Origin of the sequence: Burkholderia sp. Ac-20353 (genome assembly GCF_017104785.1) — a bacterium.
In the GTDB taxonomy this organism is placed as follows: Bacteria; Pseudomonadota; Gammaproteobacteria; order Burkholderiales; family Burkholderiaceae; genus Burkholderia.
The window spans coordinates 24107-38862 of the sequence record NZ_JAAGPL010000077.1 but is presented as its reverse complement, the minus strand read 5'-3'; the positions used below and the strand labels follow the sequence as shown (position 1 = coordinate 38862).

The 14756-nt window shown below is 62.6% G+C and carries 15 protein-coding genes and 1 pseudogene; 8 read left to right on the top strand and 8 right to left on the bottom strand.

Annotation, left to right across the window (positions count from 1 at the left end):
* Positions 1-86: 86 nt before the first annotated feature.
* The 5 genes and pseudogenes from cobJ to G3N94_RS21760 all read left to right on the top strand — a co-directional run.
* Positions 87-1571: pseudogene (gene cobJ / locus G3N94_RS21780) on the top strand (precorrin-3B C(17)-methyltransferase); the annotation flags it as partial.
* Positions 1572-1769: 198 nt separating this feature from the next.
* Positions 1770-2159 carry a VOC family protein gene (locus G3N94_RS21775; protein WP_205794634.1) on the top strand — a complete coding sequence of 130 codons (390 nt, stop codon included), beginning with the start codon at positions 1770-1772 and terminating at the stop codon, positions 2157-2159.
* Between the two features lie 355 nt (positions 2160-2514).
* Positions 2515-2820, top strand: coding sequence for a hypothetical protein (locus tag G3N94_RS21770; RefSeq protein WP_205794633.1), 306 nt, complete (start codon positions 2515-2517; stop codon positions 2818-2820).
* Between the two features lie 159 nt (positions 2821-2979).
* Positions 2980-3402 carry an NUDIX hydrolase gene (locus G3N94_RS21765; RefSeq protein ID WP_205794632.1) on the top strand — a complete coding sequence of 141 codons (423 nt, stop codon included), beginning with the start codon at positions 2980-2982 and terminating at the stop codon, positions 3400-3402.
* Positions 3403-3528: 126 nt separating this feature from the next.
* On the top strand, positions 3529-3807 hold the full coding sequence (locus G3N94_RS21760) for a hydrogenase maturation factor (protein ID WP_205794631.1): 279 nt from the start codon (positions 3529-3531) through the stop codon (positions 3805-3807).
* A 69-nt stretch (positions 3808-3876) separates the two neighbouring features.
* Here the strand turns inward: G3N94_RS21760 and G3N94_RS21755 are convergent, their stop codons facing one another.
* From G3N94_RS21755 to G3N94_RS21740, 4 genes are all read right to left on the bottom strand, one after another.
* Positions 3877-4203: a low molecular weight protein tyrosine phosphatase family protein gene (locus tag G3N94_RS21755; protein WP_205794630.1), complete on the bottom strand. Its 327-nt coding sequence runs from the start codon at positions 4201-4203 to the stop codon at positions 3877-3879.
* A 60-nt stretch (positions 4204-4263) separates the two neighbouring features.
* Positions 4264-4935: a c-type cytochrome gene (locus G3N94_RS21750; RefSeq protein ID WP_205794629.1), complete on the bottom strand. Its 672-nt coding sequence runs from the start codon at positions 4933-4935 to the stop codon at positions 4264-4266.
* Between the two features lie 439 nt (positions 4936-5374).
* On the bottom strand, positions 5375-5587 hold the full coding sequence (locus tag G3N94_RS42540; RefSeq protein ID WP_241022002.1) for a hypothetical protein: 213 nt from the start codon (positions 5585-5587) through the stop codon (positions 5375-5377).
* A 192-nt stretch (positions 5588-5779) separates the two neighbouring features.
* The gene (locus tag G3N94_RS21740; protein ID WP_205794628.1) at positions 5780-6355 is read right to left on the bottom strand and encodes a hemerythrin domain-containing protein; all 576 of its coding nucleotides are present in this window, start codon (positions 6353-6355) and stop codon (positions 5780-5782) included.
* A gap of 570 nt (positions 6356-6925) precedes the next feature.
* On the opposite strand from G3N94_RS21740, the gene G3N94_RS21735 reads away from it, so the two are divergent.
* Positions 6926-7117 (top strand): DUF2964 family protein, encoded by a 192-nt coding sequence (locus G3N94_RS21735; protein WP_205794627.1) that lies wholly within the window; start codon positions 6926-6928, stop codon positions 7115-7117.
* A 35-nt stretch (positions 7118-7152) separates the two neighbouring features.
* Here the strand turns inward: G3N94_RS21735 and G3N94_RS21730 are convergent, their stop codons facing one another.
* On the bottom strand, positions 7153-7434 hold the full coding sequence (locus G3N94_RS21730) for a hypothetical protein (protein WP_205794626.1): 282 nt from the start codon (positions 7432-7434) through the stop codon (positions 7153-7155).
* A 387-nt stretch (positions 7435-7821) separates the two neighbouring features.
* On the opposite strand from G3N94_RS21730, the gene fnr reads away from it, so the two are divergent.
* Both fnr and G3N94_RS21720 read left to right on the top strand, forming a co-directional pair.
* Complete coding sequence (fnr, locus tag G3N94_RS21725) at positions 7822-8595, top strand: fumarate/nitrate reduction transcriptional regulator Fnr (protein ID WP_205794625.1); 774 nt, start codon at positions 7822-7824, stop codon at positions 8593-8595.
* A 235-nt stretch (positions 8596-8830) separates the two neighbouring features.
* A complete protein-coding gene (locus G3N94_RS21720) occupies positions 8831-10612 on the top strand; it encodes a SulP family inorganic anion transporter (RefSeq protein WP_205794624.1) in 1782 nt (593 codons plus the stop codon).
* Here the strand turns inward: G3N94_RS21720 and ppk2 are convergent.
* The 3 genes from ppk2 to G3N94_RS21705 all read right to left on the bottom strand — a co-directional run bounded on the left by ppk2 (position 10609) and on the right by G3N94_RS21705 (position 14621).
* On the bottom strand, positions 10609-11442 hold the full coding sequence (gene ppk2 / locus G3N94_RS21715) for a polyphosphate kinase 2 (protein WP_205794623.1): 834 nt from the start codon (positions 11440-11442) through the stop codon (positions 10609-10611). The two genes, G3N94_RS21720 and ppk2, sit on opposite strands and share 4 nt — an antisense overlap.
* Before the next feature lie 97 nt (positions 11443-11539).
* Positions 11540-13201, bottom strand: coding sequence for a bifunctional aspartate transaminase/aspartate 4-decarboxylase (locus tag G3N94_RS21710; RefSeq protein WP_205794622.1), 1662 nt, complete (start codon positions 13199-13201; stop codon positions 11540-11542).
* Positions 13202-13241: 40 nt separating this feature from the next.
* On the bottom strand, positions 13242-14621 hold the full coding sequence (locus G3N94_RS21705) for a glutamate decarboxylase (RefSeq protein ID WP_205794621.1): 1380 nt from the start codon (positions 14619-14621) through the stop codon (positions 13242-13244).
* Positions 14622-14756: the final 135 nt, after the last annotated feature.

Here is a 14756-nt window from a genome sequence, read left to right as displayed (position 1 = left end):
AGTGAGGTGTGTTTTTTGTCGAGCGCACGGCGACCACTGACATCTACACCAGTTCCGACACTCGTTCCCTACACGCCGCTCTTCCGATCTCGGACGACGGCTCGGCCGTCGTGCCGCTGCTCGGCGGCCTCACCGGCGTGAACGTGATCGCGCGCGAGCTGGCAGACTGGCTCGGCGTCGCGCCCGCGATCACGACGAGCGGCGAGCTGCGCTTCGGCGCTTGCGTGCTCAATCCGCCCGACGGCTATGCGCTCGCCGATCTCTCGCAAGGCAAGCGCTTCGTCTCCGACCTGCTCGCGGGCGCATCGACGCGCGTCGACGGCGCTGCGCGGTGGCTCGACGACGTCGCACTGCCGCGCGACGACGCGGCCGCGCATGCGATCCGCGTGACGCCGCTTGCATGGCGCGGCGCGCGCGACGAACTCGTGATCCATCCGCGCAGCGTGGTGATCGGCGTAGGTGCGCGTCTCCGCGCGTCAGACACCGAGAACACCCGGAACATCGAGAACACCGAGGGCGCCCCGCTCGTCTCGCGTATCGGCGCACTGCTCGACGCACATGGCCTTGCGCCGCAAGCGCTGGCCGCGCTCGTCGCGCCGGCGACGATGATCGGCGACGCGGCGCTCGAAGCGGCCGCCGACGCGCTTGGGGCGCCGCTGCGCTTTGTCGATGCCGAGGTCGATGCCGAAGCCGGCGCCGTGCTGCGACAGGTATTGCGCGTGCCGCACGCGATGCGTGACTCGAACGACGCGCACGACGGACTGGCCTGCGCGGTCGCCACCGAACCCGTCGATCCGGCGACGCTCGGCCGCGCGCGCGGCCGCCTGACCGTGCTCGGTCTCGGGCCCGGCAGCGCCGCGTGGCTGACGCCCGCGGCACGCGCGGCGCTCGCGCAGGCGACCGACATCCTCGGCTACACGACCTACGTGAACATGGCCGGGCCGTTCCGCGCGGAGCAGCGCGTGCACGGCACGGACAACCGCGAAGAGATGCAGCGCGCACGCCACGCGTTCGAGCTCGCTGCGGAAGGACGGCGCGTCGCCGTCGTGTCGTCGGGCGACCCGGGCGTGTTCGCGATGGCCGCCGCGGTGCTCGAAGCGCTCGACGAAGCACGCGACCCGCGCTGGGCGGCAGTCGATCTGCGCGTCGAACCCGGCGTGTCGGCGTCGCTCGCGACCGCCGCGCAGGCCGGTGCGCCGCTCGGCCACGACTTCTGCGTGATCTCGCTGTCGGACAACCTGAAGCCGTGGGACGTGATCGAGACGCGCCTCGCGCATGCGGCCGAGGCCGATCTGGTGATGGCGTTCTACAACCCGATCTCGCGCGCGCGGCCGTGGCAGCTCGACCGCGCGCTCGACGTCGTGCGCGCGCATCGCGCGGCCGACACCGTCGTCGTGCTCGGCCGCGACATCGGCCGGCCCGGCGCGACGCTCGTCAATACGACGCTCGGCGCGCTGCACGCCGACCAGGTCGACATGCGCACGATGGTGATCGTCGGATCATCGACGACCCGGCGCTTCTCGGTCGGCGACGGGCGCGACTGGGTCTATACGCCGCGCTGGTATCGCTGAATGCCGCGCGGGCGCGAGTCTCGGAATCATTCAGTCGTCTTCCTGCAGTCGTCTCCCTGCGTTGGCGGGTTTGCGGCAAACCCGCCAACGCAACCGGCGCAGCACACGGAAACAACGCATTACCGTTCTCGAAAACAGGTTTTGAAATTCCATTCGTGTTTGATTACACTCTCAACGAATTTATAAGAGGATCACGACATGAAATTTGGATACGCGATTATCTACGTTGCCGATGTTCCGGCATCGTTGGAATTTTTTGGCAAGGCGTTCGGACTCAAAACCCGTTTTGTTCACGAAGCTGATTACGGTGAACTTGAGACAGGGCAAACAGCGCTTGCCTTTGCAGCACATCATCTTGGTCGCGACAACCTTCCCGCAGGTTACGCCGCCGCCGATAGCTCACCGGTGCCTTTGGGGATTGAAATTGCGCTGGTCACGGAATCTGTAGTCGACGCGCACGCTAAGGCAGTAAGCGCCGGAGCCACGTCCATCAAGGAACCGTCGGTCAAACCGTGGGGACAGACGGTTTCTTATGTGCGCTGTCCCGACGGAACACTCGTGGAATTGTGTTCGCCCATCGGCGGTTGATGAAAATCCGTGGCATCCAGACAAAGCATGGCGGATTTCATCGTTTAAAAATTTCTTCGACTGGCGGTTTATCGGCGAAGAAGATGTTCGGTGAATACGGAATCCAGTGTGGTAAAAAAATGCGATGGCCGCGAATGGCTGTCTCAGCAATCGGGCCGAGTCGATCCGTCAAGTAATTCCTGTTTGTGAATTTACGTTCACCACGAATTTTATTGTCACGCGGTAGCGACGGGCACACGCGTTCAGACGAGGATCGCGGCTTGTCGCGCGGTGCCGAGCACGATCGGGTTGCGGGGATGCGCTGCCGTTCGCTAAGCTTGCGGTCGCACGACTTCCCCACAGGTCCGGAGGTTTCATGAAACGCATGCTGCTGGCCGCCATCGCGCTCGCATCGACGCTGGGTGTCGCGCACGCGCAGACCTATCGATTCGGCGAAGGGCAAACCCAGCCGCAAAGCAACGCACAGCCGGCGCAGCCCGCGCCGCTGCCGGGTGCGACCGAGGTTGCACCGCTGCCGCAGGGGGCGGTGCCCGAGGCGCGGCCCGCGTCGCGGCGGCACCATGTGACGCCGCATCGGCACCATTACCGGCCTGCGGTCCACAAACACCGGCACGCGCGGCACGTCAGGCATACACGACACGCGGTCTACCGGCACACGTGATGCGGCTGCTCATGCAGCCGGCCTGCTCGTGAATGTTCACGCGGTTGACACGCTCGCGTCACATTGACGCCCCGTCACGATCCTGTTCGGATGACGAACGATTGGAACCTGACAAATCCCCCTGAATTCATCTATGCTTGCGGCAACGCATCGATACTCATGATCTCGCAAACCGACACCACTTTGCTCGTCAAGGAACGGGCGACCATCGTGTGCCGCCAGCGCAGCCGCGTGCTGCTGGTCGCGCGGACGGAGTCGCGCTGGTCGCTGCCGGGCGGCTCGATCAAGCGCGGCGAAACACCGTTGGAGGCCGCGCATCGCGAATTGTCGGAGGAAACGGCGCTGGAGGGGCTTGCGCTCACCTATGCAGTCCAGTTCGGCGGACTCACGAAGCTGCACCATGTATTCGTTACCGACGTTCCCGTCGACCTGGCGCCGCGCGCCCGCAACGAGATCGTCCATTGCAAGTGGTTTCCGCTCGATCGACTGGCGGCACTGCGCGCGAGCATTCCGACGCGCAAGATCATCGAGTTGCTGCAGTTCGACCAGTCGTTCAGGACGAGGTACGCCGAGACCGTCTGAGGTTGTTTGAGGCTGGTTGTGGCTGTCTGTGGCTGTTCATCGTCGTTAGCGCCTGTCCGACACCGTTCGTCCGAAATCCGCTGCCCAGTGAGCGTTCCCGACGCCGCGCCCCTTAGCGAGCCCGACATGACCAGCAAGTACACCTACCGCGGGTACACGATCGAAGTCCGCTGCGAACATCATCCGGCCGGCGACGCCGGCGCGACTGCGCTTGCGCCTGGCTATGTCGCCGTCGTGCAGGTTCGCGAGGGCGACACGTCGTCGATCTTCTTCTCGCCGGTGCGGCTGTCCGACGATACCGGGAAACCGTTCGCCGACACGCTGGATGCCCTCAGCGCCGGACGCGCGGCCGGCGAGATCATCGTCGACGACCTGCTGACGAACGCCGGCTTCGGTGGCGATTGAACGCGCGACCAACGTGCCGCGGCCCGTGCGCCCGCCGATAACGACCGCGTCGCAGTTCCATCGCCCGATTCACGACCGCAGCAACCTGCCCGCCTTGCGTTCGAGCAGCGCGATCAGTTCAGGCTGCATGTATGCGTACCGGTCGGGAATGTCGAGACACACGATTCTCTTGCTTTTCAGGTCCGCGCCGAATTGCTTCGACAGCCGGGCCTTGTGTGTGCGCTCCATCACGAAGATGATCTCGGCCCACGCGATCTGCTCGCGCGACACCCTCGCTTGCGCATCGGGCGCGAGCCCCGCCGAATCCGTCTCGATGCCCGGCCACTGAGCGAACACGGCTTCCGCCGTCGGGCTGCGCAGCCGGTTCCGGCTGCAAATGAATAACACTCTCGTCATGTGTTCGGATTCTTCGCAACGAAAGAGATGTGTTGGGGACCAATGCCACGCGCATTCAGGCTATTGGGTGGCCGGCGTTCCTTTCACCGCGCCAGCCGCCGGCGGAAAAGCCTCCACGAAAGCCGCCACCTGTCGCATCTCCTGCTCCGACATGTTTCGTGAAACCGCCTTCATCGTCGCGCCGCGAGGCCTTTGATCCGTGCGCTGAAACACCAGGAGTTGCGTCACGACGTACTCCTGGTGCTGGCCGGCAAGCCGTGGAAACTGCCCCATTCCCTCGCCATTCTGCCCGTGACATGTCGTGCAAGCCGGAACGCCCTTGTCGGGCAGGCCGGAGAAGAAGATCGCCCTGCCTTGCTCCATGGTTATGGGATTGCCCGGCGATCCCATGACCGGTGGCTGACTTGAAAACCAGTTGGCGATTTCGCCGATCTGCGCATCGGTCAAGTGGGTGAAGCCCCACATGAACGTTTTGGCGTGTGGGTCGGATCGGGCGCGGTTTCTAAGGTCCGTCAATTGATTGACGAGGTATTCCCGCTGCTGGCCCGCCAGCTTGGGGAACATGGGCGACACTGCGACGCCCGTCACGCCGTGACAGTTCGAGCAAACCTGCTCTGCGATCGTCTTTCCGGAAACAGACGGATTGTCGACAGCCCGGGAATGCTCCAGGTCGTGACAGGCTGTTCCGGCAAGCACGAGCCCAAGGGTGATGGTCAGCGCCAAAATTTTCATGTCACGTGCCTCCGGTTAAGCGCCATGCGGCTGCTTGAAATCCCCGTCGTCGGGACGCTGGCGCTTGCGCGTGCTGGAAAGACTCTCCCCACGGGGCGCCTATACGCGCACTAACGTGCTCTACCCGCCGTACTGCAATGCTAGATCGACGATGAGGATGCCAACAGAACAGCCGAGGCCGCCCGGGCCATTGCAGATCGACGTTCGCATGACCGCGAGACCCGCTCGCCGGCTCGGCACGCGGCGGCTATCGCACTGCTTGCGTTTCCGGACCGCGGACCCGCGCCCCTTGACGCGGCTGCTGAGTGCTCAGACATAGGGTTCCCGGATGGCCCTGACTATCATGGCAAAGAGGCGACCGAGATCTGCCTCGACCTCGACGTCGCCGAACGGATCGCGGTTTGCACCAAACGCCTCATCGAGTGCGTTCCAGTCCTCGTCAGTCAGCCCACTGATGCGCGGCAGGCAGAATCACCTCTTCTTCCAGACGCCTGTGATTTGCGGAAAACGCCGCGTATGCTTCGACCATCTCGCGCAACGCCGGCAGCGCTCTTCCTTGGGGTGATGCAGCTGCTCCGGATATTCGCCGATGTAATACAGCATGGACCGAAACATCGTCGGCCTCGGCGCTTCTTGCTGCTGGCGTTTGCATGTCGATCCCCTTGGCTGACTGCCAGGTTGAGTCAAGTATCGGTCGAGAAGATTCGGGGTAATTGACCTGGATCAGACACGGGACAATCGCGACGTGCTGGCCGGGTTCCAGAGCTCCGGCCTTCGGGCGGATCGTCGACGTTGCGACGGCCGCCCGTATTGCGCCCGTATCGCGCCCGGCGCGAACCCGGATTTACGCCACCGGGATGGCGTTGACGATCAATGAGAAGAGGTGGCCGAGATCTTCCTCTGCCTCGACGCCTGCGAACGGGTCACGGTTTGCGCCGAACGCCTCATGGATTTCGTGCCAGTCTTGCGCCGTCAGCCATTTCGTTGCGGCAGGCAGTATGACCTCTTCTTCCAGGCGCATGTGATTTCTGTAGAACGCGGCATAGTCGTCGACCATCTTGCGCAAGACCGGAAGAGCTGACTCGCCAGCCAGTTCATATCGGGTCAGTGCATGTTCGATATTTCGCACCAGCGTTTCGCCTCGAACATGCTGCTCCTCGAGATCAGCGATGGTCTTATCGAGATCGTAGGCACGGTGCCACAGGCGCGCAAAAATAAAGCAGTCTTCCTTGGGGTGATGAACCTGCTCGGGAAATTCGCGAATGTAGTACAGCATGGCGCGAAGCACCATCAATCCGGGTGTCTTCGCACCAGCGCCGAGAAGTTCGACGAAGCGCTGCATGCCCGTGATAATGGTCGACAGTTGTTGGTGTTCCCTGAGGATCGCCTGTACGGCGCTTTTCGTTTCCGGCGTTTGCATGTCATCCCTCTCACTCGTGGACACCGCGCGGCGACGGCCGCGTGATAGAGCACATAACGCGCGCACGCATGATCTGCCTCAACGGAGAACCTGCCGCTGTCGGAACGGCTCGCGCCACCTCAGACGGCAGTCGATACATCGACTACCCGATCGACCACAGGATCGTGACATCGCATGCAGGTCGCGAGCGAGCGCCGTGGTATCGATCCATGGCGCACCGACCACGCCGAACGGAGTCACTGTGCGGAGCCCGGTGTCTTCGAAGCGCATCGCGCGCCGGTAGCGTTCCATCGACTCGACTGTGAGCGCATGCGCGGCCGGATCACTGATGCAGGTCAACGGTTGCGTAAAACCTGGCGCGGGCTGGAAGCTCTGCCCGGCATACAACGCCCTCATTGACGTGCATCAAGCATGACGCATCCCCGGTGGCGAGAACGGGGCCGAGCGGTTGCGCCGTTTCCGTCCGTTGATATGGATCAACCGCGCCGCGCCCCGGCACGCGATCATGACCTCGGACGCCGCGGCCGCCGAGGCCGCCGGGCAAGCGGAAACCGTCATTCAGGAGAACACATGATACGCAGGCAATCCCGCATCGTGCTCGCGACGCTCTTCGTGTTCATTACGTTGGGCGCGTTGCTCGGCGTGGTGCACGGGATGCTGTTCGACGACCAGCACCTCTTTATCTATGCGATCGTCGCGCTGATTGCCGGCATCGCCGCCTTCGTCGCGCTGCTCAACCCGACCGCGCGGGACGAGCGATAACGAGTGCAAGTGCGCCGGAATGGGTTTTCAACCGTTCATGTTTCGAGCAAGTCGGCGCCCGGCGCCGGTCCGAGCCCTGCTTCCGGCCCGCGCGCGGGCGCGTTGCCCGTCGAGCGCTCGCGCAGCCAGTCGCGCCAGCAGGTCCACCATGAGCCGTCGACCGAGGACGTCTCGCAAATGAAGTCGTGCCGGCTCCGGTACGGCGCGTCGGCTTCGCTGAAATCCGTCTGTGCCGCGAGCAGCGTGACGGAGCGCAGCGCGTCACATCGGCCGTCTCGCGCTTGCGCGCCAGGGTTACGCGTCGAGATCGCGAGCACCGTATAGCCTGCCTCGACGAGAAATCGGATGTCACCGTGTGGTCGAACGACTGCCCCGAGGTGTCAGCGGAGCCACGGCTGCGGCAGTACGTCGCACCCGTGTAGGAAACGTCCTACAAGACTTCCGTATTACTTACCACGATTTCAATCACGGCTGATTTCGCTGACGCGTCAGCCACCCCATACTGTCTGTCGACAAAAGTAGGTAACGATGTGCCCCCGGAACGAGGGGGCGCCGCCCGATCGCGGCGGCATCCATCGTTCGGCAAGAGCCGGTTCGGAGATCGTTTCAGGAAGACGGTACAAAAATCGACACCACTTGTGAAATGGTCGACGCGACCTTGCCTCGGCGCAGTTCGCTGCAGGCCCAATTAACTGGAGCAGATCATGCTGAACCATGCCAATGTCCCGACAGCCGCGCCGTTGTACCCTTTCATTCCCCTTCATCCGGTGGAACGTGCGGACCAACCCAAGCGCGCCACGTCCCGCTGTTCGTCATGCGCGCTACGGACCGTATGCATGCCGCAAGACCTGACGCACGAGGATTTCGCACGCGTCGACGCGATGATCTGCACGACACGTCACGTCAAGCGCGGGGAACACCTTTACGGCGCAGGCGATACGTTCAAGAGCATCTACGCCGTGAGGACCGGTTCATTCAAGACCGTGATGGTGCATCGTGATGGAGACGAGCAAGTGACCGGTTTTCAGATCGTCGGCGAGTCGCTCGGGCTGGACGGTTTGCATACAGGTCGTCATAACGGCGATGCAATCGCGCTCGAAGACAGCACGGTCTGCATCATCCCGTTCGGCCAGCTCGAGCAGTTGTGTCGCGAGGTACGGGCGATGCAACATCATGTCTACCAGATGATGAGTGGCGAGATTGTCCGCGAATCGGGGCTGATGCTGCTGCTGGGCACGATGAGCGCCGAACAGCGCGTGGCTACATTTCTCCTGAATCTATCCACGCGCTTCAAGGCACGTGGTTATTCGGCGGCGGAATTCGTGTTGCGGATGACGCGCGATGAAATCGGCGACTATCTCGGCATGAAGCTCGAGACGGTCAGCCGCATGCTGTCGAAATTCCAGCGGAACGGGCTTGTCGCCACGCAAGGCAAGCAGATTCGCATCGTCGACTCGGAAGGTCTCGCGCGCATTTGATTTCGCCGATCGTGAGCGCGCCGTGGATCAGCCGCGCACGTCTCGGCAACCGGTGCTTGACGTGGGTCAACCGGTACCGGACGGTTGCTGACACGATGAAATGACGATCCGCCGCTTGCCGGCTACCGGGGGACCATCGGATGAGTTCTGTTGGCTCACTTGCCGCAGACCTCCATCTCGACGATCCGTCGCCACGATATCGGAACCGCGCGCTCATTCCACCGGCGAACATGCGATGAACCGGTCTCTTCCCGAACCCCTCGCACGATATCTTCCAGGGATCGCGCTGCTGACGCACTACCGGCGCGCGTGGCTTGCTCGAGATCTCTATGCGGGCATCGCGCTGACCGCGGTACTCGTACCGGTCGGCATGAGCTACTCGCAGGCCGCCGGCCTGCCCGCGGTGACGGGGCTCCATGCGTCGATCGCCGCATTGCTTGCCTACGCGTTGCTGGGCCCGAGCCGGATTCTCGTGCTCGGGCCCGATTCGGCGCTGGCCGCGCTGATTGCCGGCGCCATCGCGCCGCTTGCCGGCCACGACCCGCAACGCGCAGTGGCGTTGGCTGCGGCGTTGGCCCTGTCGGCCGGGACAATCTGCATCCTGATCGGCACGCTCGGGCTCGGCTTCGTGACCGACCTGCTTTCGCGCCCGATCCAGTACGGCTACCTGAACGGGATTGCCGCCACGCTCGTCGTCGGCCGGTTGCCGGAGCTGCTTGGCATGCCAGCAACGGGTGGCGGCATATCGGCTACCGTCCAACACCTGCTGCGCGGCCAGTTCTCCGGGAACGCGTGCTTGCTCGGCTTGGGTGTGCTCGCGGCCATTCCGCTTCTGAAGCAAATCGCACCGCGCTGGCCGGGAATGCTGATAGCCGTGCTCGCTGCAACCCTGATTGGACGGCTGCCGCCGCTACACGACGTCGCGACGGTAGGCGCGTTGCCCGCCGGTGCGCCGACACCGCATCTTCCCGCCGTCTCGCTGGCGGACGTGACCGCGCTTGCGTCGGGCGCAATCGCGATTGCACTCGTTTCGTTCGCCGACATCAGCATGCTGTCGCGTGCACTCGCGATGCGCGCCGGCGACGCGCCGGATCGCAATCAGGAACTCGTCGCGCTGGGCGCCGCCAACCTGCTGGCCGGCCTGATGCAAGGCTGTGCCGTCAGCAGCAGCGCGTCGCGCACGCCCGTTGCGATGGCGGCCGGTGCGCAGAGCCAGATCACGAATCTGGTCGCGGCGGCCTGTATCGTGCTGCTGCTCGTTGTTGCGCCGACGCTGCTGGTGCTGGTGCCGCGCGCCGCGCTGGCGGCGATCGTGGTCTACGCAGCGTTCGGCATCGCCGACGTCGGCAGTATCGTGAGGCTGTACCGGATGCGCCGCGGCGAATGCCTGATCGCGGTGCTGTGCTTCGCAGGCGTCATTGGCGTCGGCGTCGTGCCGGGCATTCTACTTGCGAGCGCGCTGTCGCTGCTGTCGTTCGTGTGGCGGGCGTGGCATCCGTACGATGCGGTGCTCGGCCGGCTAGCAGGTGTCCGTGGCTATCACGACATTGCCCGTCATCCGGACGCCGTGCAGACACCGGGGCTCGTGCTGTTTCGCTGGGACGCACCGCTCTTCTATGCGAACGTCGAGATCTTTTGCGAGCATCTGCATACTGCGCTCGCGCGTGCGCCGTCGCCGGTAACATGCGTCGTCGTCGCGGCCGAGCCCGTTACCGATATCGACGTGAGCGCAGCGGACCGGCTCGTCGCACTGCGCGGCGAACTCGGGGAGCGCGGGATCGCGCTGTGCTTCGCGGAAATGAAGGGGCCGGTGAAGGACCGTTTGCGCGCTTATCGATTGTTCGACACGTTCGGGCAACTGAATTTCTATCCGACGGTGACGGATGCCGTCGCGCATCACGTCCAGCAGCGGAACGAAGATGCGCGAGCGGGACACGTGTCGCGCGCGCATCGCAGGCGTGTTCGGCGAAGGGGCACGCGGCCCGCAAGACGCCAAGCAAGTGTAAACAGACCCTAGTACTTCTCGGTCACGTATTTATACGGGTACGCGGGTTCGACGTAGCCTTCCGCTTGCTGCCGTTCGGGCAGAGACACCTGCTTGCGTGGCAGGCTTTCGTACGGAATCTTGCCGAGCAGATCGGTAATCAGGTTCAGGCGTGCCCGCTGTTTGTCATTCGACTTGATCACATACCACGGCGCAAGAGCCGTGTCAGTCGCACGGAACATCGCATCGCGAGCTCGAGAATAGTCGTACCAACGGCTGTACGACTTCAGGTCCATATCCGAGAGCTTCCAGGTTTTTCGGCCGTCCTCGATACGTGCGTCGAGTCTGCGGGCCTGCTCTTCCGGGCTGACCTCCAGCCAGTACTTGAATAGCAGGATGCCCGAGTGGAGAATTGCCTGCTCGACGAGCGGCACGGCCCGGAAGAAGCTTTCCACCTGCTCTTCCGTGCAAAAACCCATCACGCGCTCGACACCGGCCCGGTTGTACCAGCTTCGGTCAAAGATCACCACTTCACCCGCAGCGGGCAGATGCGGAAGATAGCGCTGGACATACATCTGTGTTTTCTCGCGCTCGGTAGGTGCCGGCAGCGCCACGACCCGGAATACTCGGGAGCTGACACGCTCGGTCAGGGCCTTGATCGTGCCACCTTTGCCGGCCCCGTCGCGCCCCTCAAACACAATGCAAACCTTGGCCCCGGTCTGCACCACCCACTCCTGGAGCCGGACCAGTTCCACCTGCAACGGAAACAGCGCTTGCCTGTATTCCTTACCTGACATGGACTTCCTGCGCCCCCTTTCCCGCGGCTTGCCGTCGCGGCAGGTTTTTTCCTTTGTCTTGACCATATTCATCTCCCCGGAGTCGATGGCGCTGCGATATTCATAAAGCAATCGGAACAGTGCTTTCGCCCGGCAATACGGCCCGCAGCACACGGTCGAAGGCTCATGAACGTTGCGCTCCGACCGCTTTCGTATCGAGCTTCCGACCCGTCGCATCGTTGTAGCGCCGCACGTAATCTTCGATAAGCTTGCGTACTGCCCGACCGATCTTGCGGTACTCCGATTCGTTGAGGTTCGCAAGCGACACTCGACCGGACGGATGTGGCGTGCCGAAGCCCTTGCCGGGCAGCAGCACCACGTGCGCCTCATGCGCGAGACGGAACAGCATCTCGTTCGGCTGAACCTGCTTGAGCAGCCACTCGACGAAGTCGCGCCCGAAAAGCTTTTCGCCCAGGTATTCCAGGTCGAGGATCGTGTAGTAGTCAACCTGGTTCGGATCGCCGTCGTCGTATGCAACGCCCATCTCTTCGAACAGCGCGCGCTTGCGACTGCGGATCAGGCGCTTCAACGTGTTCTTGTACGCGTCCGGCGTATCCATCAGCGCGAACAACGAGAACAGCACCATCTGCACCTGCTGAGGCGTGGAGAGGCCCGCCGTGTGATTGAGCGCGACCGTGCGGCTGTCCGCGACGAGGCGATCGATGAACCTGAGCTTGTCCGGCTCCGTCGTGATCGATTCGTAGCGCTGGTGCAGCGCCCTCTTCTGCTCCATGGGGAGGCGCGCGATCGTGTGGTCGAGCACGTTGTCGCGATGCGTCGCAATCGCGCCCAGGCGCCAGCCCGTCGCGCCGAAATACTTCGAGTACGAGTACACCAGAATCGTGTTCTTCGGCGCGAGCGCGAAGAGCGACACGAAGTTGTCGGCGAAGGTGCCGTAGACGTCGTCGGTAAGGATGATGAGGTCCGGACGCTCCTTGATGATCTCGGCGATGTATTCGAGGCTCGCGTCGTCAATCTTCACCGACGGCGGGTTGCTCGGATTCACGAGGAAGAACGCCTTGACCTTTGGATCACGCAGCTTGTCCAGCTCCTTCTTCGCGTATTGCCAGCCGTTCTGCACATCGGCGTCGACGTGCACGACATTGAGCTGGTAATCGCCGAGCTCGGGAATCTCGATGTACGGCGTGAAGATCGGCATGCCGAGCGCGATGGTGTCGCCCGGCTTGATGAGGAAATTCTCGCGCATCGTGTTGAAGATGTACGTCATCGCCGCCGTGCCGCCTTCCACCGCGAACACGTCGAACTCGCCGACGAATGGATGCTTGCCGATCATCTCGCGGCGCAAGTACTGGCCGACAATGATTTCGGTGTTCTTCAGGATGCGATCCGGGACCGGATAGTTGCACGCCAGGATGCCTTCGGTCATCTCATGGAGGAAATTGCCCGCCGAGAGGCCGAGTTGGTCGCGCACGTACGATACCGCGCCCGCGAGGAAAGCGATGCCGGGCAGCCCGTTGTTTTCGCGCAAGAACAGCTCGAAGCGCTCGACGATGCCCGCGCGCTGCGGGAAACCGCCCACGCCCTCCGGCATGTACGCGAACGAGCGCTCGGACTCGCGCATCGCGAACAGGCCAAGCTGCCAAAAGCCATGACGGGGAACCGTCGCGAGAAAGTTGGGGTTGCCGCGGCCCGCGTTGAGCATCGAGAGGTTGGCGGGACGCTCGACAGCACCGCCGCCGGCCGCCTTGATCAGCTCGTCCTTCAGCTCGAATGGACTCAGTGCGTCGAGACCGGCCTGTTCCTTCGAGTCGTTGCCTTGTGTCATGGTGTTCTCCGTTGGAATACTTTGCGTGTGAACGCTCGACTCAACACTTTGACTGAGAGGACTTTGTCTTTGCATGCGCGTGCAGCTTCGGAGGCGTAGCGTTGCCACCCCGTTCCTCGAGATACTTGCAAGCGTTGATGATGTCGTGCCCCAACAATTGCGCGACGTTGTGGTTGATGTGCGGCCTGATCACCACCCGCAGGCTCATCACCTCTTCTGCATTCGCAGGCATGGAATACGCAGACAGTACCCAGCCTTTCTCGCGTACCTTGTTGGAGACATCGAATTCGTTGAAATTCCTGATGCGCTTGTCGAGCGTGACGGCCACGACAGGAATGCGTTGCGTCTCGTTCATCACCGTAAAGTAGCCGCTCTCCAACAGCATCTCGCGCAACGCGATCGCGTTATCCAGCGTGTGCCGCATGATTCGCTTATAACCGTCGAACCCGAGACGCAAGAACTGGTAATACTGCACCGCGATCTGAAAGCCGTTGCGACTGAAGTTCAGCGTGGCGGTCGGCATTTCCCCGCCCAGATAATTCACGTAGAACACGAGGTCCTCGTTGAATACCTTGCGCTCCCGGAAAATGACCCAGCCGAGCCCTGGCGGCGTGAGCCCGTATTTATGCCCGGAGGCATTGATGGACAGCACGCGCGGGAAACGAAAGTCCCACTCGTATTCCGGATAGAGAAATGGATTGACGAAACCGCCGGACGCCGCATCGATGTGCATCGGGATCGAGATGCCGGTCCTTTTTTCGTAAGCATCGAGCCAGTCGTGGATCCCTTGGATGTCGTCGTCCTCGCCAGTGAACGTCTGCCCCGCTATTGCGACCACCGCGATGGTGTTTTCGTCGACATACTGCTCCAGGTGTTCAGCAGTGAGCCGATAGTTGCCAGGTTCGAGCGGTACGATTCGCGGCTCGACATCGAAGTACCGCAGGAATTTCTTCCACACGATCTGGACATTGCCACCCGTGACCATATTCGGCCGCGTCGCGTCCTTGCCTGCTTTCTCGCGAGCCTGCCGCCAGTTCCATTTGTGTGCGAGGCCCGCCAGCATGCATGCTTCCGACGACCCCACCGTGGCGGTGCCGTATGGTTCGACGCCCTTCGGACCGTTCCACAATTGATGCAGCCACTTCACCATCCGCGTCTCCATCGCGAAAAGCTGCGGGTACATGTCGTGGTCGATGTAGTTCTTGTACATGTTCCGCTTTGCCGTCTCGATCGCCTCCGGCTCGCCGTAGGTCGTGACGAACGACGACATGTTCAGCATCGGGTTGGTATCCGTCCATTCGTCGCTGATCACCAGCGCCTCCGCCGCGCGAGCGGACATCCCGTGTTGCGGAAACGCGTCCTCAGGCACCGGATAGTTGAACTCGTCGTACGGGGTGATTTTTTCGATCGGAATATTCATGTGAAACTCCTTCATTGAGGAAAAATAGAGGAAGTGACGGCTAGACATGTCAAGACGTCTTGAATGGACCTGCTACGGTGCCAGCGCTGAATTGACACGCAGTACTTACGATTATCAACGCCGGCAGTATCGCTA